18 protein-coding genes, 2 tRNA genes and 3 rRNA genes are annotated in these 20,687 nt (G+C 60.4%); 8 read left to right on the top strand and 15 right to left on the bottom strand.

Annotation, left to right across the window (positions count from 1 at the left end; translation table 11 throughout):
* Positions 1-68 precede the first annotated feature (68 nt).
* From P0648_RS02060 to P0648_RS02085, 6 genes are all read left to right on the top strand, one after another.
* Positions 69-383 carry a non-histone chromosomal MC1 family protein gene (locus P0648_RS02060; protein WP_276245902.1) on the top strand — a complete coding sequence of 105 codons (315 nt, stop codon included), beginning with the start codon at positions 69-71 and terminating at the stop codon, positions 381-383.
* A 969-nt stretch (positions 384-1,352) separates the two neighbouring features.
* A 16S ribosomal RNA gene (locus P0648_RS02065) occupies positions 1,353-2,825 on the top strand.
* A gap of 119 nt (positions 2,826-2,944) precedes the next feature.
* Positions 2,945-3,016 (top strand) — tRNA-Ala (locus tag P0648_RS02070).
* Between the two features lie 205 nt (positions 3,017-3,221).
* Positions 3,222-6,137: ribosomal RNA gene (locus P0648_RS02075) — 23S ribosomal RNA — on the top strand.
* A gap of 132 nt (positions 6,138-6,269) precedes the next feature.
* Positions 6,270-6,388, top strand: a 5S ribosomal RNA gene (rrf, locus tag P0648_RS02080).
* Together the 16S, 23S and 5S rRNA genes with 2 tRNA genes alongside form the textbook arrangement of a ribosomal RNA operon.
* 249 nt (positions 6,389-6,637) lie before the next feature.
* Positions 6,638-6,713 (top strand) — tRNA-Cys (locus P0648_RS02085).
* Between the two features lie 281 nt (positions 6,714-6,994).
* On the opposite strand, the gene P0648_RS02090 is transcribed toward P0648_RS02085, so the two are convergent.
* From P0648_RS02090 to thpR, 15 genes are all read right to left on the bottom strand, one after another.
* Positions 6,995-7,819: a DUF4399 domain-containing protein gene (locus tag P0648_RS02090; RefSeq protein ID WP_277505036.1), complete on the bottom strand. Its 825-nt coding sequence runs from the start codon at positions 7,817-7,819 to the stop codon at positions 6,995-6,997.
* Positions 7,820-7,889: 70 nt separating this feature from the next.
* Complete coding sequence (locus P0648_RS02095; protein ID WP_276245900.1) at positions 7,890-8,861, bottom strand: nucleoside recognition protein; 972 nt, start codon at positions 8,859-8,861, stop codon at positions 7,890-7,892.
* A 39-nt stretch (positions 8,862-8,900) separates the two neighbouring features.
* Positions 8,901-9,458, bottom strand: a complete 558-nt coding sequence (locus P0648_RS02100; protein WP_276245899.1) for a magnesium transporter — start codon at positions 9,456-9,458, stop codon at positions 8,901-8,903.
* The gene (locus P0648_RS02105) at positions 9,459-10,037 is read right to left on the bottom strand and encodes a magnesium transporter (protein ID WP_277505037.1); all 579 of its coding nucleotides are present in this window, start codon (positions 10,035-10,037) and stop codon (positions 9,459-9,461) included.
* Between the two features lie 46 nt (positions 10,038-10,083).
* Positions 10,084-11,472, bottom strand: a complete 1,389-nt coding sequence (locus tag P0648_RS02110) for a signal recognition particle protein Srp54 (protein ID WP_276245897.1) — start codon at positions 11,470-11,472, stop codon at positions 10,084-10,086.
* Positions 11,473-11,538: 66 nt separating this feature from the next.
* Positions 11,539-12,948 carry a Coenzyme F420 hydrogenase/dehydrogenase, beta subunit C-terminal domain gene (locus P0648_RS02115; RefSeq protein WP_276245896.1) on the bottom strand — a complete coding sequence of 470 codons (1,410 nt, stop codon included), beginning with the start codon at positions 12,946-12,948 and terminating at the stop codon, positions 11,539-11,541.
* Positions 12,938-14,641, bottom strand: a complete 1,704-nt coding sequence (locus tag P0648_RS02120) for a nitrite/sulfite reductase (protein ID WP_276245895.1) — start codon at positions 14,639-14,641, stop codon at positions 12,938-12,940. The genes P0648_RS02115 and P0648_RS02120 overlap by 11 nt, the downstream gene beginning before the upstream one ends.
* Before the next feature lie 278 nt (positions 14,642-14,919).
* Positions 14,920-16,209: a signal recognition particle-docking protein FtsY gene (ftsY, locus tag P0648_RS02125; protein WP_276245894.1), complete on the bottom strand. Its 1,290-nt coding sequence runs from the start codon at positions 16,207-16,209 to the stop codon at positions 14,920-14,922.
* Positions 16,210-16,215: 6 nt separating this feature from the next.
* Entirely contained in the window at positions 16,216-16,674 is a 459-nt protein-coding gene (pfdA, locus tag P0648_RS02130; RefSeq protein ID WP_276245893.1) for a prefoldin subunit alpha, read from the bottom strand.
* Positions 16,671-16,862: a 50S ribosomal protein L18Ae gene (gene rpl18a / locus P0648_RS02135; protein ID WP_276245892.1), complete on the bottom strand. Its 192-nt coding sequence runs from the start codon at positions 16,860-16,862 to the stop codon at positions 16,671-16,673. The genes pfdA and rpl18a overlap by 4 nt, the downstream gene beginning before the upstream one ends.
* Positions 16,863-16,980: 118 nt before the next feature.
* Entirely contained in the window at positions 16,981-17,643 is a 663-nt protein-coding gene (locus tag P0648_RS02140; RefSeq protein WP_276245891.1) for a translation initiation factor IF-6, read from the bottom strand.
* 4 nt (positions 17,644-17,647) lie between these two features.
* Positions 17,648-17,926 carry a 50S ribosomal protein L31e gene (locus P0648_RS02145; RefSeq protein ID WP_276245890.1) on the bottom strand — a complete coding sequence of 93 codons (279 nt, stop codon included), beginning with the start codon at positions 17,924-17,926 and terminating at the stop codon, positions 17,648-17,650.
* A 3-nt stretch (positions 17,927-17,929) separates the two neighbouring features.
* Positions 17,930-18,082 carry a 50S ribosomal protein L39e gene (locus P0648_RS02150; protein ID WP_276245889.1) on the bottom strand — a complete coding sequence of 51 codons (153 nt, stop codon included), beginning with the start codon at positions 18,080-18,082 and terminating at the stop codon, positions 17,930-17,932.
* A 64-nt stretch (positions 18,083-18,146) separates the two neighbouring features.
* The gene (locus P0648_RS02155) at positions 18,147-18,944 is read right to left on the bottom strand and encodes a ZIP family metal transporter (protein ID WP_276245888.1); all 798 of its coding nucleotides are present in this window, start codon (positions 18,942-18,944) and stop codon (positions 18,147-18,149) included.
* Between the two features lie 61 nt (positions 18,945-19,005).
* Complete coding sequence (thpR, locus tag P0648_RS02160; RefSeq protein ID WP_276245887.1) at positions 19,006-19,560, bottom strand: RNA 2',3'-cyclic phosphodiesterase; 555 nt, start codon at positions 19,558-19,560, stop codon at positions 19,006-19,008.
* Positions 19,561-19,643: 83 nt separating this feature from the next.
* Between thpR and P0648_RS02165 the strand changes: the two genes are divergently transcribed.
* Positions 19,644-20,378, top strand: coding sequence for a tetratricopeptide repeat protein (locus tag P0648_RS02165; RefSeq protein ID WP_276245886.1), 735 nt, complete (start codon positions 19,644-19,646; stop codon positions 20,376-20,378).
* Positions 20,375-20,668, top strand: a complete 294-nt coding sequence (locus P0648_RS02170; RefSeq protein WP_276245885.1) for a DUF424 domain-containing protein — start codon at positions 20,375-20,377, stop codon at positions 20,666-20,668. Before P0648_RS02165 ends, P0648_RS02170 begins: the two co-directional genes overlap by 4 nt.
* Positions 20,669-20,687 lie beyond the last annotated feature (19 nt).

Here is a 20,687-nt window from a genome sequence, read left to right on the forward strand (position 1 = left end):
CGGAGTCCCCCGATTTTGGGGATATCTTTATTAGGCGGTATGTGCTCGGTTGACATGGAGCCAAAACCATGGCACGTAGTGAGGATTCCAAGCGCAACTTCGCCCTGCGCGAAAAGAACGGTAAAGAATCGAGCGTCTTCTCGGGACGAACCCCACGCCAGGCAGCACTCAAAGCGGCACGCCGCCTGAAACCAGCCAAAAGTGAGAGTGCGGCGAAGAAGACCGAACTCCGGCTGCGTGAGAAGGGGACAACCAAGGTCCACATCTACGATGGGTGGGCGTGGAAGGAGGAAGCACCCGACGACAAGCCAAACTGGATGCCCAAAGTCATCACCGAGGCGAACGTCTCGAAGAAGGGCATCGAGCACTTAGAAGAAATCTAAGCTCGCAGTCATCCGATTTTTTCGGCGCTAGTAGTTGTTTCCACACGCTCGCGTACCGTGCGGGCTCGTACACGTGGGATGTACCAGTGACCAACTGCTGTCGATCCCGACCGAGTCTCCTTTACCGTGCCTGCTCGTATCGATAAATGCGCGGGCAACACCCGACCAGACCTGACGCGACAAGCGAGGGATGACCGGTCGGCCTCCATCCGCGCGACACCATTCATCGGGACATTGCACAGCTCGAGTAGCACCGGCGCAGTCGTTCCCGCTGACGGGTCAGTCTCGACGACCCTCTATGTGAGTAACCTCTCTCGGGTCGTGCCTGCAGTACCCATGAAACCGCATGACGAAGCGGCCTTCGTTCGACGGCCTTAAGTGTAACCCCCCCATCCGGAATAATGTGAAGCAGCGCAGGAGGGTCGGACGCCCCGACCTGGCCTCGTTGCACCGGATTGCATCCGTAGCCCTTAAGTGTGTAAGGGCATTCGGGATTAATAAGCGCGGTGCGCTGGGAAATCGACACCCGGCGGCCGCCTGATTCCGATGTCCTTAAGTGTGTAAGGGCATTCGGATGTAATGTGAAGCGCGGGAGGTCGGAGCCACCCTCCGACACCCAACTTCGAATCGGAATCCGACGCCCTTAAGTGGGTAAGGACATTCCGAATGAATGCAGACAGAAAGCAAGCGTGACTGGGCGACGGTTGAATCCCGTCCCCACTCATGGGCCGACGAACTCCCTTCGAAGGGTTTATGACCCTTCCCGGAGTATGTTCAGGTCCGAAGGAAATGAGGATTCCACCCCTGCGGTCCGCCGTAAAGATGGGATCTGATGTTAGCCTTGATAGTTCGGTGACACCCGATCGGTAATCGTGTGTCGTCGAACTGTGATACCAATAGCGATTTAGCGATATGGTAGCTGTGTTCTACACAGCTCCCGCCACGCCCCCCTGGTCTAACCAGGGGAACATTCCGGTTGATCCTGCCGGAGGTCATTGCTATTGGGGTTCGATTTAGCCATGCTAGTTGCACGAATTTAGATTCGTGGCGAAAAGCTCCGTAACACGTGGTCAAACTACCCTATGGATTGAAATAACCTCGGGAAACTGAGGATAATGTCAAATAGGGGTCTTATGCTGGAATGCTTAGACCTTGAAATGCTCCGGCGCCATAGGATGTGACTGCGGCCGATTAGGTAGACGGTGGGGTAACGGCCCACCGTGCCGATAATCGGTACGAGTTGTGAGAGCAAGAGCTCGGAGACGGAATCTGAGACAAGATTCCGGGCCCTACGGGGCGCAGCAGGCGCGAAAACTTTACACTGCACGACAGTGCGATAAGGGAACCCCAAGTGCGAGGGCATACAGTCCTCGCTTTTGTGTACCGTAAGGTGGTACACGAATAAGGGCTGGGCAAGACCGGTGCCAGCCGCCGCGGTAATACCGGCAGCTCAAGTGATGACCGCTATTATTGGGCCTAAAGCGTCCGTAGCTGGCCGCACAGGTCCGTTGGGAAATCTGCTCGCTTAACGAGCAGGCGTCCAACGGAAACCGTGCGGCTTGGGACCGGGAGGTCTGGAGGGTACGTCCGGGGTAGGAGTGAAATCCTGTAATCCTAGACGGACCACCGATGGCGAAAGCACTCCAGAAGAACGGATCCGACAGTGAGGGACGAAAGCTAGGGTCTCGAACCGGATTAGATACCCGGGTAGTCCTAGCTGTAAACGATGCTCGCTAGGTGTGACACTGGCTACGAGCCAGTGTTGTGCCGTAGGGAAGCCGTGAAGCGAGCCGCCTGGGAAGTACGTCCGCAAGGATGAAACTTAAAGGAATTGGCGGGGGAGCACTACAACCGGAGGAGCCTGCGGTTTAATTGGACTCAACGCCGGACATCTCACCAGCATCGACAGTAGGAGTGAAAGTCAGTGTGATGAGCTTACTTGACCTACTGAGAGGAGGTGCATGGCCGCCGTCAGCTCGTACCGTGAGGCGTCCTGTTAAGTCAGGCAACGAGCGAGACCCGCACGCCTAATTGCCAGCAACACCCCTGTGGTGGTTGGGTACATTAGGTGGACTGCCGCTGCCAAAGCGGAGGAAGGAACGGGCAACGGTAGGTCAGCATGCCCCGAATGTGCTGGGCTACACGCGGGCTACAATGGTTGAGACAATGGGTTGCTACCTCGAAAGAGGACGCTAATCTCCTAAACTCAATCGTAGTTCGGATTGAGGGCTGAAACTCGCCCTCATGAAGCTGGATTCGGTAGTAATCGCATTTCACAAGAGTGCGGTGAATACGTCCCTGCTCCTTGCACACACCGCCCGTCAAAGCACCCGAGTGAGGTCCGGATGAGGCCACCGAAACGGTGGTCGAATCTGGGCTTCGCAAGGGGGCTTAAGTCGTAACAAGGTAGCCGTAGGGGAATCTGCGGCTGGATCACCTCCTAAAGACCGGGATCGGGCTTCGGCCCGACCCACCTTAATTGGTTTCACCGTTCGACCGCGTTTCACCGGTCGGGCACCTTTGAACTATCAAGGCTAACAACTGCCTTCCAGTTGGAAGGCGGGCCCATAGCTCAGTGGTAGAGTGCCTCCTTTGCAAGGAGGATGCCCAGGGTTCGAATCCCTGTGGGTCCATGCAAATGGGTTCAATCCGAACCGTGTCCCTTAAGTGGGAGACGGCACTACGATTGAATCCCTGCAAGAACCGATGCACCACTCCGTGTAAGCGCGAGTGGGAAGGGTTGAACGCATCATCTTACCCGATGTGTGCGTGATGACGCTGTGTGTACGTGCAATCCAGACGTCCACTGGACGCGTTCCGAGTCACAACCGGAACAAACAATCGTGGAAACTATACTGGCTGGTGGATAGCTCGGCTCAAGTGCCGACGAAGGACGTGCCAAGCTGCGAAAAGCTGTAGGGAGCCGCACGGAGGCTAAGAACTACAGATTTCCTAATGGGAATCCCTTTACAATTGCTTCGCGCAATGGGGAACGCTCCGGATTGAAACATCTTAGTAGGAGCAGGAAAAGAAACCAAATCGGGATGTCGTTAGTAACGGCGAGTGAAGACGACACAGTCCAAACCGAAGCCTTCGGGCAATGTGGTGTATGGGCTGGTACTCATCAGCAGAAATTTTGTGTGAAGTCTCTTGGAACAGAGCGTGATACAGGGTGAAAACCCCGTAACACAAATGAGTATGCTGTGCACCAGTACCTGAGTAGCGGGGGTTGGAAATCCCTCGCCAATAAGGCAGGCATCTACTGCCAAGACTAAATACAACTTGAGACCGACAGTGAACAAGTAGCGTGAGCGAACGCTGAAAAGCACTCCGAGAAGGAAGGTGCAATAGGTCTTGAAATCAGTCAGTGATGGAGCGACGGGGCATAAAAGGCTCTGAGAAAAACGAACAAGGTGCGAACCTTAAGTAGGAATCTCAGAGAGCCGGTGTTCCGTCGTGCGTTTTGAAAAACGAGCCAGGGAGTGTGCTTGTTTGGCGAGTCTAACTCGAGCATCGAGGAAGGCATAGGGAAACCAACATGGCCGCAGCGCTTTGCGTGAGGGCCGCCGTATTCAAGTGCGGGGAGCCAAACGGGCACGACCCGAAACCGAGTGATCTACACATGGGCAAGGTGAAGCATGGCGAAAGCCATGTGGAAGCCTGCTAGGGGTGGTGTCCTACAATACCCTCCCGTGATCTGTGTGTAGGGGTGAAAGGCCCATCGAACTCGGAAACAGCTGGTTCCAACCGAAACATGTCGAAGCATGACCTCAGCTGAGGTAGTCTGTGGGGTAGAGCGACCGATTGGGGAGCTCGCCTCCGAGAGGAGTCGACTCCCCTGTCAAACTCCGAACCTACAGACGCTGTCGAAGCTGGGAGTCCGGTGCGCGGGGTAAGCCTGTGTACCGTGAGGGAGACAACCCAGAGTCGGGTTAAGGTCCCCAAGTGTAGACTAAGTGCGATTTAAAGGTGGTCTCGAGCCCTAAACAGCCGGGAGGTGAGCTTAGAAGCAGCTACCCTCTAAGAATAGCGTAACAGCTTACCGGCCGAGGTTCGAGGCGCCGAAAATGATCGGGGCTCAAGTCTACCACCGAGACCTGACGGCACGAGTAACATCGTGATTCAGTAGGTTGGCATTCTGTTTGGGTGGAAGCACGGGTGAGAACTCGTGTGGACCGAATAGTAACGAAAATCCTGGCCATAGTAGCAGCGATAGTCGGGTGAGAATCTCGACGGCCGAATGGATAAGGGTTCCTCAGCAATGTTCGTCAGCTGAGGGTTAGCCGATCCTAAGTCTTACCGCAATTCGAGTAAGACAAAAGGGAAGCTGGTTAATATTCCAGCGCCATCATGAACTAAAAGCCGACGCTTCGGGGTCGGTCGAGCCGGGCATTCGCCCGGTCGAACTGTCCAAATCCGTGGAAGCCGTAATGGCACGAAGCGGATGAACGGCAGGATAGGGAAACTCGACCCAACCTGGAGCCCGTGAAAAGGCAATCATGATGATCGTACCGAGAACCGACACAGGTGTCCATAGCGGAGAAAGCTAAGGCCTGTCGGGAATAACCGACGTTAGGGAATTCGGCAAATTAGTCCCGTAAGTTCGCGATAAGGGATGCCTGCCCCGGAATGGGGCAGGTCGCAGTGACTCGGGCGCTCGGACTGTCTAATAACAACATAGGTGACCGCAAATCTGAAAAGACTCGTACGGTCACTGAATCCTGCCCAGTGCGGGTATCTGAACACCTAGTACAATAGGACGAAGGACCCGTCAACGGCGGGGGTAACTATGACCCTCTTAAGGTAGCGTAGTACCTTGCCGCTTAAGTAGCGGCTTGCATGAATGGATCAACCAGAGCGCCACTGTCCCAACGTTGGGCCCGGTGAACTGTACATTCCAGTGCGGAGTCTGGAGACCCCCAAGGGGAAGCGAAGACCCTATGGAGCTTTACTGCAGGCTGTCGCTGGGACATGGTCGCTAATGTGCAGGATAGGTAGGAGTCGTTACACAGGTACCCGCGCTAGCGGGCCACCGAGACATCACTGAAATACTACCCGTTAGTGACTGTGACCCTCACTCCGGGAGGAGGACACCGGTAGCCGGGCAGTTTGACTGGGGCGGTACGCGCTTGAAAAGATATCGAGCGCGCCCTAAGATGACCTCACTCGGGTCGGAGACCCGAGGAAGAGTGCAAGAGCATAAGGTCGTCTGACAGTGTTCTTCCTAACGAGGAACGCTGACGCGAAAGCGTGGTCTAGCGAACCAATGAGCCCGCTCGATGCGGGCCATTGATGACAGAAAAGCTACCCTAGGGATAACAGAGTCGTCACCGGCAAGAGCACATATCGACCCGGTGGCTTGCTACCTCGATGTCGGTTCCCTCCATCCTGCCCGTGCAGCAGCGGGCAAGGGTGAGGTTGTTCGCCTATTAAAGGAGGTCGTGAGCTGGGTTTAGACCGTCGTGAGACAGGTCGGCTGCTATCTATTGGGGGTGCAAGGTGCTTGACGGGAACGTTCGTATAGTACGAGAGGAACTACGAATGGTTGCCACTGGTGTACCGGTTGTCCGAAAGGGCACGTGCCGGGCAGCTACGCAACAAGGGGTAAGAGCTGAATGCATCTAAGCTCGAAACCCACCTGAAAAAGAAGCACTATTAAGACCACTCGTAGAAGACGAGTTCGATAGACTCGGGGTGTACGCGCTGAGGCAACGAGGCGTTTAGCCCGCGAGCACTAACAGGTCGCCACTTAATCATACCGCATTACGGATGGACTTCGGAACGAGTCCAGGCGTAAACTGGATTGCACGTACATTACAGCGATAACCACCGATAACTGGTGTTCACCACACACGGTGCCCGTGGTTCGATTCCACAGATCGGCGTTAAGGCGGCCACAGCGGCGGGGCAACTCCCGTACCCATCCCGAACACGGAAGATAAGCCCGCCTGCGTTCCAGTGAGTACTGGAGTACGAGAGTCTCTGGGAGAGCTGACCCGCAAGGGTGACAAGGTACAGTCCCAGGACTGCCATCCATAGTACACGCAGGGTTCGTCCCGGTGGAATTGGAGAACAGTCCGTTATAACGGTCTGCAACCAGTGGTTCGCCGCCTCCATTCATACTTCATTCATCAAGCCCAGTAGCGAGAGCGCTGGGCTTTTTGTATTTACAGACGACGAGTGGCAACGCTCGCGTCTGGCGGTTCGTCGTGGACCGCTACGCTTAAGCGACTCACCCCACTACCAATTGATGCGCCAAGGTGGCAGAGTCCGGCCAAACGCAGCGGCCTGCAGAGCCGCCCATCGCCGGTTCAAATCCGGCCCTTGGCTTTCGTGTCGCGAACAATCTGGTGAGCGACAGCAACCAGACAAGGATGTGAACCAGGGAGCGTCCGCAGACTGCTTCGCAGTCTGATGGGCTATGAAAATCACGACGTGATTTTCAAACGATCGCGACCGGCGTTCACATCCGGCCCGTATTCTCGTTTACAATCTATTGCACGTTCATTTTCGTCGAGTCGCCAGCGCTCGAAGAGAGGCATCACTTCGTCTCGAAAAAGAGCGTAAACCGACCGCCTGCAACCCCTTTCTCCCCCTTCGAACCCTCGGGGTTACTCGGGTACGGTCACGGAGATCTCGTCCGTGAGCGGGAGGGCGAGGTGAGCGCCGGTGCCGGCCTGTGCGGTGAGCCTGTGCTCGCCGGGTTCGAGTTCAACTTCGACTTCGTTCGAGCCGTCGCCGTAGTGGAGGTGGGTGTCGTCGTTCGGGATTGGCTTGCCAGTCTCTACTGGTTCGCCGTCGACGATGATGTGGAAGTGGCCGGTGTCCTGTTTGACTTCTCCAGCCTCCTGGATGGCGAAGTTCTCTGCGCCCATGATGACGGAGACGGGGCTTTCTTTCTCTGCGCCGTCGTCGGGAGAGTCGATGCTGATGGTCGCGTTGTCAGTCACGGCGACGTCGATGGAGTCGGTGAGCGGGAGGGCTTCGTGTGCGCCGTTGCCCACTTGAAGGGTCAGGGTGTGGTCGCCGGATGCTAAGTCGATGACAGTCTGTTTCGACCCGTCGCCGAAGTGGCGGTGCTGGTCGTCGTTTGGAATCACTTCGCCGGTCTCGACGGGGTCTGTGTCGATGAGGACGTGGAAGTGGCCTGCGCCCTGTTTGACTTCGCCTGCAGGTTCGATGTCGAAGTTCTCCGCGCTCATCACGACCTGGGCGGCGCTCTTCAGCGCCGCGCCGTCCGTTGGGCTCTCGAAGGCGACGCTCGCGTCGTCGGGAACCGAGTGGTCGCCGTTTCCGTTGCCGTCACCAGTCGTCGTTTGGCCGTCGGTTGTCGTCGTGTCCCCACCATCGTTTCCAGAGGTACAGCCAGCGACCGACACAGCGCCGGCCGCAGCAGTGAGCGTCACGAACCTGCGACGAGACAGTTCGTTGTCCATAGCACGTGTGGCTACAGACGGCGGGGTGGTAATTGTTTTCGAAGAAATATGATGTGAATGTATTGTGGTGTCACCAGATGGGCGCGAGCAGGATACCGACAGCGAGAGAGATGAACACGAGTTTCAGGCCGGTGTTCACGGCGATGACCTTCGAGCCGAACTCCGCGCCCCAGATACCGTACTGGAAGGGGATAGAGCGTTTGAACGTGGTGACGGCGAAGGAGACGATGCTTCCGACGAGCATGGTGGCCACGGCGGCCCGGGGGGTGAACGTCCCGTTCTCGATGAGTGGAGCGAGGACGAGTGCGCCGTTCGTCGTGTCGAGGGTGAGGACGGCGATGACGGGGACGGCTTCGATTGGGAGGCCGACGACGGCGACGAGGGGGTCTGCGAACGCGGTGGCTGCGGCGATATCGTAGCGTGTGGTGAGGAACACGACGAGCGTGTAGATGATGGCCAGACGGGGGACGATGTCGCGAATCTTCGACGCCGTGTTCTGGCCTGCGTCTTCCAGCTTTTCGCGCGTCGAGGTGGCTTCGTGGCCGGGGGCTTCGACGTCTTCTGGCGTGGCCTCGTGGTTCACGTTGTGCGAAGAGAGCAAGAACGCCCCGGCGGCGATGCCGACGAGGGTGATGGCGAGCGCGATGAGCGCCCGCGTCCCGACGTACATGAGCCCGACTTCGAGCCCGAGAATCGGGATGAGGACGGGTGCGTAGAAGGTGAAGATGTGCTGGGCGAACCCGAAGAACGTGTTTATGGTGACGGCGACGAGGGTGGCGCGGTCGTCGAGCATCCCCGACTCGCGAAACTCGGCGAGCATCCCGTACCCGGCGGTGGTCGAGGCCGTTGTCGTCAGAATGGCGGTGCCAACCTCCTCTGGCAGGTTCGCCGGGTGGGTGAGGGGCCGTGAGAGGGCCGCAATCTTCCGCACCGCGCCGAACGCCACCGCCAGATTCGCGAGGAAGACGCCGATGGCGATGAACAGCGTAATCTTCGCGACGCGGGGGCCGACCACCCAGAGGAGGTCCACGAGCGACTGCACACTTCTCTCTCGGGGCGAACCCCGCAAATGCTCGTCGGTTCAGACGAACACGCGCACGGCGAGAAACAGGATGATGACCCCGAGCACGTCAGAAGCGTTGGTCACGACGGGAATCACCACGTCGTCGGGGTCGAGTTCGAACCGGTAGGCCGCGTACGTCGCGACGAAGGTGATGAGGACGGCGACGACGGCTAGTGTCGCGCCGCTGGAAAGCGAGACGAGAAAGACGGTTCTGAGCGGCAGGTCGGTCCCGACGGTGAGCCACGAGAGGAGCCACGCACCGACGCCGACGACGGGGAAGACGGTGAGGGCGAGGCCAATCGTCGCGAGGGCGTTCCCGAGCAGCGTCTCGTCGGCCCGGCCAAAGGAGAGGAGTCCGAGGTGGAAGGCGGTCGAGAGTCTAGCCGCGAGGATGCTTCCGAGGTTGCCGGCGGTGCCAATCGTCACGGGCACGAGGACGAGCAGCGAGGGATAGCGAAGCAGCGTGTTCTCGAAGGTCCCGAGGACGAGACCGCTCCCGATTTCGACCAGCGTGAGCGGGAGCAAGACGGGGAGCAGCGCGCGGGTAATTGCGCGGACCGTCCAGTCGGTGGGCACTCAGCCCACCCCCAGGGTGAGGACGGTTCGAACGGCGAGCAGGAGGAACGCGAGGCCGAACACGTCGCCCGTGGTCGTGACGACGGGACCGACGAGCGTGTCGGGGTTGTAGCCGCGCCGATACCCAGCGAACACGACTGTCACCACGACGACGGAGAGGGCGGTTCCCGACAGCAAACCCGCGATGAGCGCAATCGCGAGGAGCGTTTGCAAGGGGGCGGCTGGTCGGGAGAGACCACCGAGGACGAAGAACGTGACTGCGGCGGCGAACAGACTCGCGAGAATGCCATTCGCCATCGATGCTGCAACCGCCGACTGGAGCCTCCGGTCGCCGTTGAACACGTGGGGTTCGACGAGCCCCTGGTGGAGTCCGGTCGCAATTCGCGCACCGAGCGACCCGTAAACGTTCCCGCGGGTGGCGAGCAGTGCGGGAATCAACACGAGGAGGCCGGGCACGTCTTGGAGTTCAGCACGCATTCCACCGAGGACGACGCCGGCGAACAGGCCGCCCACGACACTCAGACCGAGGGCCGGGAGTGCTTCCCGGTACGCCTCGGTTGCGATGTCGCGGGCACTCATGTGAGGACAGTGCCGCCGCAGGAATAAAAAACCAGTTTACAACGACTCAGAACGGCCCCATGCCGCCCATACCGCCCATGCCGCCACCGCCCTGTTTTTGCATGCGCTTCATCATCCGTTGCATGTCGCCATCGCCCATCCCGCTGAACTGCTTGAGCGTCCGCTCCATCATCTTGTGTTGCTGGAGCAGTTCGCGCACTTGCTCTTCGGAGGTGCCAGAACCGCGGGCGATTCGCTTCACCTGACTCGCACTGATAGACCGGGGGTTCTCCAGTTCGTTTTCGGTCATCGAGTCCATGATGAACTCGAAGACGCGCATCCGGTCTTTCGTCACGTCCATCGCGTCGTCGGGCAGCTGGTCTTTCAGCCCACCGCCGAGGCCCGGAATCATGTCGAGAACCTGGTCGAGCGGCCCCATCTTGTTCATCGCCTGCATCTGCCGGCGCATGTCCCGGAGGGTGAACGTGCCTTTCAGCATGTCCTCTGGGTCCCAGTCTTCGTCCTCCTCCTGGGTTTCCGCCATGGCGCGCTCGACGCGCTCGGTGAGCTGTTTTAAGTCACCCATCCCGAGCAGGCGAGAGATGAAGCCGCTCGGTTCGAAGCGTTCGATGTCCTGGACGGTCTCGCCCGTCCCGAGGAAGGCGATAGAGGAGTTCGTCTCCTTGACGGCGGTGAGCGCCCCACCACCCTTCGCGGTCCCGTCGAGTTTGGAGATGATGACGCCGTCGATACCCACCGACTCGTCGAACTGCTGGGCCTGTTCCTTTGCACCCTGCCCGATTGCGGCGTCTAAGACGAGCAGCGAACGGTCGGGTTTCACTTCCGCGCGAATCTCCTCGATTTCGTCGATGAGGTTGGCTTCGAGCGCGTGGCGACCGGCGGTGTCCACGATCTGCACGTCCGCGTCTTTGGTCGCTTCGAGGCCCTCGCGGGCGATTTTGACCGGGTCTTCCTCGTCTGGGTCGCCGTAGAAATCGACTTCCGCCCGGCGACACATCTCCTTGGCCTGGTCGTAGGCGCCCGGCCGGAAGGTGTCGGTCTGGATGACCGCGGGGCGAAGCCCCTTCTTCGAGAACCACCACGCCATCTTCGCGGCGGAGGTGGTCTTCCCCGACCCCTGGAGGCCCGCGAGCATGATGGTCTGTTTTTCGAGCGGGAGTTCGGTGCTCTCGCCGACGAGGTCCACGAGTTCCTCGTAGACGATGCGAAGGACGTGGTCACGCGCCGAGGTGCCGCCCGGCGGTTCTTCCTCCAGGGCGCGCGTTTTGATGTTGTCGGAGAGTTCCATCACGAGGCCGACGTCGACGTCGGCCTGCAGGAGAGAGCGTTGAATCTCCTTGACGATCTCCTCGACGTCCTCCTTGCTGAGACGAGACTTGCCGCGGAGTTTGTCGAGGGTGCCCCGCAGGGAGCTCCCGAGATTGTCAAGTACCATGTTACGCGAGGCTAGGCGGTCCAGGTGATAAAGGCTTTTTCTCGGACAGTGGGCCTGATTCTCCGCTCAGTGGTCCGATTCGTGGGGGTTCAGATTCGTGTCGTACCACTCGGCGTGGTCGGTGTAGTCGATGAATCGTGGGGCGTCCGGGTCGAACGGTCGCTTTAGCGACTCGAAGGCCTTCTTCTTGTCCCAGCCCTGTAGTTTGCCAATCGCGCTCCGGTCTTCTAAGTCGTGGTACTCGAGGTCGGGTTCGGTGAGTTCCCACGCTCGCATCCCCTGTTCCGTGCGGATGATAACGCTCGAAAACTCGTCGCTGCTCCCAACGGAGCCAACGGTGAGGTCCGCGCAGTAGCCGGTGAAGTCGGCACACTCGTCACAGCCTTTGAGGGCGGCGTCGTGGAAGTTCGCCACGTCCTCTTCGACCAGGAGGTCGCCGTCGTGGTCGTAGGCCATCATCTTCCCGTGCAGCACATCGAGTTTACCGATTTCGTCCGGTGAGACGCCGCGTTTTTCTTCCAATTGCTCGCCGATGAGTCGCTGGTAATTGAAGTTCTTCGTGCACATCAGCGCGATGGTGTAGGAAATGGCGCGCACCCCCTCCTCTTGACTCTGGTAATCCCAGTCAAAGTCCTGTAGGGCGCGGATGCCCTCGATTTCGCATGGTGTCCCGACCACGGCGAGGCTCAACTCGGAAACCGGCTTGTTGGGGAGTTTGTGCGCCCACTGTTCGAGGTCGAGGTTACCGAGCGCCATCGTCTGATTGTAGAAGCTTCCGGCGTTTGCGACCAGCTCGTCGTGAGTGGTCGCGAGGAAACTCTCGGCTTTCCACGGTTCGTCTGCGGATTCGGTGGCGATGAGCGCTCCATCTATTTCACCGGCTTCTAGCAAGTGACTGAGGATGCCCGTCACGACACCGCCGTCTTGGGCGTTCTCGCGCCAGTCGTCGGTCACTTTCGCCGAGAATTCGGTGAGAGGATCTCCCGCGCCTTTCACGTTGTCGTCGCCACCGGTAATCTTCCACTGACGTTCGTAGCGGAGGCCGCCGCGGGGGCAGAAATCCCAGCACAGCGAACAACCGGTACACATTTTGACCAGTTCTGGCAGACCGTCGTCACCGATGCCAATCGAGTCCGAGGGGCAGGCGGCAACGCAGGTTCCACACTGGATACACCGGTCTTCTCTGATGACCGCTTCGTCGAGTTCCATGAACCACGTCTTTTCGTCTGGTGTCTCAATGTCGTTCATCGACGCCCGAATCGAGTAGCCCGGCGTGTCCAGATCGACGCCATCAGGGACGCCCCACCGCACGGTCGGGTCGGACTCCTCTACGTCCTGGCTCTTTCCCTCCGCCGGCCGGGTGAATGTGAGGTCGCCGAGGCTGCCGTCCTCGCTTACGTTCACCGCGCCCCCATCGGTCCGTGCTTCCGCCGAGGTCTCTCTGCCGGGAACGCCCGGAAACGGTTCATCCCTCATGGGCGACACCCCCCGAGACGTTCACGTCCGCGTGCTGCATGATGGTTCGCAGTTGGTCGTTATCCACGCGTCGACACCACTCGTAGAAGCGCTCGCCCTCGGTTCGCTCCGTCGAGTAAGCCGAAAAGAGCTGTTCGAGCGCAGGTACCACCGAACTGGCGGGGACGGCGGTCTCCACCCAGTCGATGAAGTCGTTGTCCGCTCCGAGACTTCCCCCGAGGCCCACGTCCATGCCCTCGACGATGGCGTCACCTTCAGCGTTGGTACTCGTACCGTCCTCGACTTTCACGGTCTCTCCACGAAAGCCGATGCCGGCGATTTGGGGTTGCGCACAGGAGGCCGAACATCCGCTCATGTGCATCCGAATCACGTCGACGCCGTCGGGGACCGCCACCCGCTCGTCGAGTTCCCGCGCCCAGCGACGCACCCGATTTTTCGTCTCGATGATGCCGTAGTTACAGAACTCGCTGCCGGTACAGCCGACCGCTCCTCGCGAGAAGGGTCCGGGGTCGGGCTGATAGTCGGCGGCGAACGGTTCTGCGACGAGCGCCTCGACGTTCGCCTCGGGGATGTGAGAGATGAGGAAGTTCTGGTCGGTGGCGAGGCGAACCGACGCCTCGTCGGTGCCGTACTCCGCGGCGGCGCGGGCGGCGGCGGCGAACTCGTCGCCGCCCATCCGACCCGCGATGACGTTGAAGCCGACGAATCTGAGGCCGTCCTGCTTCTGGTCGTGGACGCCAACGTGGTCGCCGGTGTACCCGGTTGTCAGGTCCGTTCCTCGTGAGTAAAGTGGGGACTCACACCGGGCGCGAATCGCCTCCTCGAATCGCTCCGGGCCGAGCTGTTCGACGAGGTAGCGCATCCGACAGACGCCACGGTTGTGCCGGTCACCAAGTTCCTTGAACACCTGGGCGACGGCACGGCAGAACTCGACTGCGTCTTCGGGTCGGATGAACACATCCAGGTCTGAGGCCATTCGAGGGCCGTCGGAAAGTCCCCCGCCGACGCGGGCGTGGAAGCCGTAGTAGGACTCACCATCGAACTCCTTTCGGGCGGGCGTGAGTCCGATATCGTTTATCTGTGACTGTGCACAATCGCGGCTACATCCGGTGATTGTCAGCTTGAACTTCCGGGGGAGGTTCGCGTACTCACGATTCCCTGTGAAGAAGTCAGAGACGGCATCCACAACGGGCTGGGCGTTGAAACACTCGTGGTCGTCGAGGCCGGCCGCGGGACAGCCGAGAACGTTTCGCGCCCCGTCGCCACATCCCTGAATCGTCGTCAGGCCGACTGCGTCGTACCGTCGCCAGATCTCGGGAACATCTTCGAGTCGAATCCAGTGCATTTGGACGTCCTGTCGGGTCGTGATGTCGAGGTACGCATCCCCCCAGAATTCGTTCTGTTCTGCGCCGCCAAACTCGTCGGGCGCAGTTGCGAACTCGTCTGCAACCTCACCGATGACGGCGGCCTGTTCCGGGGTGAGGTACCCGCCGGGAACCTTCGTCCGGAGCATGAAGTAGCCCGTGTGCTTGCCGTGGGCGTACATCCCCGCCCACTTCAACCGCTCCCAGACGCCGGGACCAGCCCGGTCTTCGAGGTTCTCGAATGGAACTCCCTCCGCGGCGAATCGCTCGACGTCGTCGATTATGTCGAGTGGATGTTGTTCCTGTTTCCACTGCTCTACGGTGTTCATGCCACTCCACCTCTTCTTTCTGCTACGCCTACTGCATTATCGACAGTAGTTGGTTGGTCCATGTGCACATCCCTCACGGGACGTTCATCATGGAAGCATCTTGAACACGCGTCTCACGGCGAAAACATCCCCACAACCCATGATGCGGTAGATTTTACCGGCACACGCGACCGCTGCTGGTTGTGCGATTGGTTGCTTCCCACAGTTTCCCGTGGCCGTCCCCTGGTTACCACTGCGTTTTGTCCGCGATACCGGTAAAAAAGACTGGTATCCGCCGCTCACTCCTCACCGAGGAGGCGTTCGAGCATCTGTTCGGGGTCGAAGCGCTCTAAGTCGTCGTACCCCTGCCCGACGCCGAGGAAGAGAATCGGCTTTCCGGTGACGTGAGCGATGGAGATTGCCGCGCCACCGTTCGAATCGGCATCTGCCTTCGTCAGGATGGCACCGTCGATGGCCGCTGCGTTGTTGAAGGTGCGGGCGCGTTCGACGGCGTCCTGTCCGGCCACGGCTTCGTCCACGAAGATGGTCATGTCCGGCCCGACGACGCGGTCTATCTTCTCGAGTTGCGCCATCAGGTCGTTATTGGTGTGGAGCCGACCGGCCGTATCGCCGAGCACGACGTCTACGTCGTTGGCTTTCGCGAACTCGACTGCGTCGTAGATGACGGCGGTCGGGTCGCTGCCCTGGTCGTGGGTGATGATTTTCTTGTCGAGCCGGCGGGCATGCTCTGCGAGTTGCTCGTTCGCCCCGGCGCGGTAGGTGTCACCGTTGGCAAGCACCGTCGAGAGGCCCTGCTTCTCGAAGTATTTCGAGAGTTTCGCGATGGACGTGGTCTTCCCGACGCCGTTTACCCCCGTGAAGATGATGACGACGGGTTTGTCGGCGTCGCGAACCCGCTGGTCGAAGTCGAACTGCCCGACGCTGATGACGTCGTAGAGGGCATCGTGGAGTGCTTCTTCGACGATGTCGCCCGTGGACTGCCCGCGGACACGGGTTTCGCCGACGAGTTTCTCCTTGATGCGGTCTAAAATCTCCTCTGCGACGTTCATCTCGACGTCGCTCTGGATGAGCGCCATCTCCAGGTTCCAGAGTGGGTCTTCTAAGTCTTCTTCCTCGATGACGACCCGTCCGGTAGCGAACAGTTTCGCTCGTTCGGTGAAACTGCGGCCGTTGTCCGCCTTCTCGGGGTCTGTTTCGTCCCCGGCTGCCTCTGCCTCTTGGACGTCTCCTTCGTCCGTCTCGGGTTCCGCTTCGGCACTGGCTTCCGGTTCGACTTCGTCAGTCGTCTCAGGAACCTCCGCAGGGACGGTTTCGGTGGGGTCTGCGGAGTCGGGTTCGTCTGCGACCGGTTCGGGTGCTGGCTCCGGGGTCTCGGTCGGCGCTGCGTCCGGAGCCGCCTCCGCAGGGGCTTCCGGTTCGGCTTCGACGGCGTCGGCCTCGGCTGTGGCCGGGTCGGCCGCCGATTCCGTGTCGGCTGCTGGCGAGTCGTCGACATCTTCCTCGACTTCCGCCGACTCCTCGACATCCTTTCGGAAGCTCGAAAGCTTCTCTTTTAGTCCGTCGAACATCTCACCTTACTGCTCGTCGCCTTCGCCCTGCTGCTGTTGCATCTGCTGCATCTGCTGTTGCATCTGCTGCTGTTGCATCTGCTGGGCCTGCTGTTCGATCTGCTGAGACTGCTCTTCGAGTTCGGCGACTTCGTCCTGCAGGTCGCTGATTTCCTCGTCGACGAGCTCTTTCTTGTTCTTGAGCGTCTCGACTGCGTCTTCTTGGTCGCGCTCTGCTGCGTAGCCACCGCCGAGGGTGACGACGACTTCGTCGATGTCGAGCACTTCTGCGCGGACGTGTGCGCCGCCGCCGAGTGGCACCTGTACCGTCGAGCCACTCTCTAAGAGTTCGAGGGCTTCGACTGCCTCGTCCATCGACTGTTTTTCTTCGCGCTTCTGCTCGATTTCGGCTTCGAGCGCTTCGATTTCTTCGTCGAGTGCCTGCAGCTGCTGGGAGAGCTGCTGCATCTGCTGTTGGGCGCTCATGCTGCGACCTCCTCTGCCTCTTCAACGGAGTCGATGGTGATTTTCGTGCGGTCGAGACCGTGTTTGGAGCCGAACTGCGTGAAGATGCGCTCCTGTGCGACGTTCTCGTTTGGCGCGTCGATTTGTTTGGTGTACGATTCCCAGCCACGGCTCGTCTTGAACTGACCAGTCACGGTGAATTGACTCATGGAAGAGAATACCGGGAGCGAGCGGGAAGTATCTTCCCTTCCTGTGCTGCGCTGTCGCTCGTCGGAGTTGGGCGTCGATTCGGCGGAAAATCCGCAGAATCGGTGGCGAATCGACGGCTTAGATGAAACCGAGGGCGTCTTCGATGCGACCGAGTTCCGGCCCGGTCGTGTCCTTGCCGGCCACGTAGCCGGCGTCGTTGGCGAGCAGGCCGGAGCCGACGAGGGGAGCCCCGTAGTTCACCGTCCCGATGTCGGCCGGAACGCCGAGCGCGGCTTCGAGCGCGTCGAGTTCCTGGTCCGTAGCTTTCGGGTGACAGAGGACGCCTCTGTTGGTGGCGACGGCCGCAGCGCCGACGGTTCTGACGCCGGCCAAGTCGCCGCGCTCGACGGGCACGTCGAGGCCGTCACGTACCGCCTCTACTGCCGCATCTGAGAGGTCTGGGTGGACGTACGCGCCGGTATCGTTCGCGAGGATGACGTTCCCGGCGGCGTTGATGCGACCGGGCAACTCGTACACAGGAACGGAGACGACGTCCGCGATGCGCTCGCGTTCGTAGTCGCTGATGCGGCTCGAAACGAGCAGGCCGTTCTCGTTGCCGGTGACGAGTGCGCCGACCGCACCCGACCCGCCGACCGTGGTTGCCACTGCTGGGACATCGAGTTCCTCCTCTAAGTCGGCGAGGAGTGAGTCGTCGACATCGGGGCGAACGACGACGCAGTCGTCAGTGGTCCGCGCGAAGATGCCGACGTACGCGGAACCGGAGAATGCCGCACGTAACACAGCGTTACTCTGCCGGTTCGGCTTCGACGATGCGTGCGCCGTCCTCTTCGAAGCGCGCTGCGCGGACGCGGAGTCTGCGCGGTGGCTTCTTCTGACCGCGAGACCAGATGGCCTCGTTGATAGACGGGTCGAGACGCACGTCTTCTGGGTCGACTTTGAAGTTCTTCGCGAGGTGTTCGCGGATGATCTTCATCGCGCGGTTGGCTCGCTGGTGCTTTGCAACTGCCGTAACGTCACGGAGCGGCACGGTGATGATGCGCTCCTCGAAATCGCTTGCGCTCATTGCTTACTCGTCGGTGTCGCTTCGCCGCCAGCTGCGGCGCTTGTAGTTCTGTCGGACTTCCATGTCCGTCTTCATCATAACCCAGGCGGGAACGCGCGTGTTCTGGCGCGTGAGTTTGGCCAGGCGCTTTTTCTTGGCCTTCGATTTCTTGCCCATAGTACACGGGCGTACCCTTCGACGGCATAAAATCTTGTTCCTTTGACTCAGGTTAGCGGCCGATTCAGACGAACGCGAGGGGAACCATGACGAGCACGCCGACCAGGAGGCCGGAGGCGAGTTCCGTGTGCCCGCCGCCGGGCAGTTCCTCGCCGAGTTCGAGGGCTTCGGGGATGAACTCAGAGAGCACGAGGTAAATCATCGCCCCCGCCGCGAAGCCAAAGCCAAAGGGCAGAAACTCCCGCGCGATGCGGACGAAGTAGAAGGCGATGACTGCACCGAGCGGCTGGGGAAGACTCGAAAAGACGGCCCACCAGACCATCCGCCACTTCGAGACGCCCATCGACTGGAGTGGAATGGAGATGGCCACGCCCTCCGGGATGTTGTGAATCGAGATGGCGACGGTCATGAACACGGCGAGCAGCGGGACGCTAAAGCCGAGCAGGGCGATGCCCGTGTCCAGATTCAGGTCCGCAAAGGAGACGCCGATGGCCACGCCCTCCGGAAACGAGTGGACGGTGAGGATGCCGAGAATCAAGACGAGTTTGCGAAAGTCTGCCTGTTCGTAGCGTTTCGGCGAGACTTCGGTCCCGGAGATGATGCGGTGGCTGACGACGACGAGGACGACGCCGGCGAGCAGGCCAATGGCGAGCTCCGTCGGCGTCCCGTTCGCCAGCCCTTCGCCGATGAGGCCGAACAGGGACGCAGAGACCATGATGCCGGAGGCGAGCCCCCAGAGGACGACGTTCCACCGGTCGCTCACGCGCTCGACGAGAAAGAACGGCAGCGCGCCGAGGCCGGTCGCGAGCGCCGTGATAAACCCCGCGATGAACACCAGGATGAGATTCTCGACCAGTCCCATATCCGTGCTTGCGCCGCGATGGGCTTAAGAATTATCACTGAACTGAAAGATTTTGGCCGACCTAAATCAGTTCGAACCGCGACACGGTGACGTATTCGGGGGCGTCACCGGAGAGCAGACTCTCTTTGAGGCGCACCTCGCGTACCTCCATCGACCCGGCGGTCACCCCCTCCGTTTCGAGTGCCCGCTGGAGTTTTTCCTTGCCCCCGCCGTGGCGCATCCGCCCGAGGGTGACGTGCGGCGTGAACTCGTGGCTTTCGGGCTCGAATCCCTCCTCGATGAGTCGGCGTTCGATGGCCTCGTAGAGCCGGGTCAATTCCGATGCTCCGTCCGAGACGCCGAGCCACACGACGCGAATGTAGTCGCTGTTCGGAAACGCGCCGAGCCCCTCGAACGTCGCCGTGAAGGGGCGAATCGCCGTCGTTCTGACGGCTTCGCTGACGGCGGTTTCGATTTCCGGCACGCTCTTCTCACCGACTTCGCCGAGGAATTTGAGCGTGACGTGGGTCTGGTTCGGGTCCACGAGGTCGAGTCCACTTACCGACGCGAGGGGTTCCTGGACGGCGGCGACCGCCGCTGCGAGCCCGTCCAGGTCGATGCTCACGAACAGTCGCATACAGACACTTCGCGGTTCGAGACGATTATTCTGCGGGTGGCGATGGCGTAGCCCTTAATGTGCGTGATTGCCTACGCCCGGCAATGACCGACCCCGACCGCGACCCACACCGGTTCTCGGAGGGACAGGGTTTCTCAGACTCGTACGACGAGTTCGACCTCGACCCACCCGAATTGAAAGTCGACCCCTCGAAGGTGGACCCGGTTGACTCTCGCGTCCTCACCGACCTGCTCGACGAGCGCCAGCTCGCGAAAGACGACGTAGACGCCCCACAACTCCTCGAAGTCGGCCTCGGCTACATGCAAATCAACCGCTTCGAACAGGCGACGGAGGCGTTCGGGCGCGCCGCGCAGTTCGCAGAAGACGACCTCGTCGCCCAGGAGTCCTGGGTGAACAAAGGTGCGGCCCACGCCGAGTTAGAGGAGTTCGACGAAGCGATTGGCGCGTATCAGGAAGCCATCTCGCTCGACGACCGCTCCGAGCACGCCGCGAGCGCGGAGACGAACCTCGCCTACGCGCTCTGGCAGTTCGGTCGCCCGGAGCAAGCGCTCGAACACGCAGAGCGCGCCGTCGAAATCGACCCGCGCTTCCCGCAGGCGTGGTACAATCGCGGCTTCTTCCTGCTCGAACGCGGTCTCGCACAGGAGGCGCTCAACTGCTTCGACAACGCGCTTCGCCTCGGTTTCCGCACCATCGACCTGCTTGAGGAGAAGGCTCGCGCCCACGAGGAAGTCGGCGAGGACGACCTCGCAGAGCAGTTCGCAGAGGAGGCAGAAGAGCTGCGCCAGGAAGCAGAGCGCAAACTCGTCGAAGAATGATCGTAAACGAACGGCAGACCCCCGAAGGCCTGCTCGTCTCCGTCTGTGATTCGGACATCCTCGGCGAGACGTTCACCGATGGCGACGTCTCCATCTCCGTGAGCGAGAGCTTCTACGGCGGCGACGAGACCGACGAACAGGGCGTCGTCGCGAGCCTTCAGCGGGCGACCGTCGCGAACATCGTCGGCACGCAGGCGATTCAGGTCGCCGTCGAAAACGGATTCGTCGACGAGAGCACGGTGCTCACCATCGGCGAGACGCGGCACGCACAGGTCTTGCGCCTCGGCTAAGTCGGCAGAACACTTTTTG

This window comes from Haladaptatus sp. DYSN1 (genome assembly GCF_029489995.1).
Lineage (GTDB): Archaea > Halobacteriota > Halobacteria > Halobacteriales > Halococcaceae > QDMS2.

Excerpts from the sequence above, each read along its gene's own strand:
- P0648_RS02120 (WP_276245895.1), bottom strand. The coding sequence starts at position 14,641 with ATGAACACCGTAGAGCAGTGGAAACAGGAACAACATCCACTCGACATA.
- rpl18a (WP_276245892.1), bottom strand. The coding sequence starts at position 16,862 with ATGAGTCAATTCACCGTGACTGGTCAGTTCAAGACGAGCCGTGGCTGG.
- P0648_RS02110 (WP_276245897.1), bottom strand. The coding sequence starts at position 11,472 with ATGGTACTTGACAATCTCGGGAGCTCCCTGCGGGGCACCCTCGACAAA.
- ftsY (WP_276245894.1), bottom strand. The coding sequence starts at position 16,209 with ATGTTCGACGGACTAAAAGAGAAGCTTTCGAGCTTCCGAAAGGATGTC.
- P0648_RS02150 (WP_276245889.1), bottom strand. The coding sequence starts at position 18,082 with ATGGGCAAGAAATCGAAGGCCAAGAAAAAGCGCCTGGCCAAACTCACG.
- P0648_RS02115 (WP_276245896.1), bottom strand. The coding sequence starts at position 12,948 with ATGAGGGATGAACCGTTTCCGGGCGTTCCCGGCAGAGAGACCTCGGCG.
- P0648_RS02145 (WP_276245890.1), bottom strand. The coding sequence starts at position 17,926 with ATGAGCGCAAGCGATTTCGAGGAGCGCATCATCACCGTGCCGCTCCGT.
- P0648_RS02155 (WP_276245888.1), bottom strand. The coding sequence starts at position 18,944 with ATGGGACTGGTCGAGAATCTCATCCTGGTGTTCATCGCGGGGTTTATC.
- P0648_RS02105 (WP_277505037.1), bottom strand. The coding sequence starts at position 10,037 with ATGAGTGCCCGCGACATCGCAACCGAGGCGTACCGGGAAGCACTCCCG.
- P0648_RS02165 (WP_276245886.1), top strand. The coding sequence starts at position 19,644 with ATGACCGACCCCGACCGCGACCCACACCGGTTCTCGGAGGGACAGGGT.
- P0648_RS02170 (WP_276245885.1), top strand. The coding sequence starts at position 20,375 with ATGATCGTAAACGAACGGCAGACCCCCGAAGGCCTGCTCGTCTCCGTC.
- pfdA (WP_276245893.1), bottom strand. The coding sequence starts at position 16,674 with ATGAGCGCCCAACAGCAGATGCAGCAGCTCTCCCAGCAGCTGCAGGCA.
- P0648_RS02090 (WP_277505036.1), bottom strand. The coding sequence starts at position 7,819 with ATGGACAACGAACTGTCTCGTCGCAGGTTCGTGACGCTCACTGCTGCG.
- P0648_RS02060 (WP_276245902.1), top strand. The coding sequence starts at position 69 with ATGGCACGTAGTGAGGATTCCAAGCGCAACTTCGCCCTGCGCGAAAAG.
- thpR (WP_276245887.1), bottom strand. The coding sequence starts at position 19,560 with ATGCGACTGTTCGTGAGCATCGACCTGGACGGGCTCGCAGCGGCGGTC.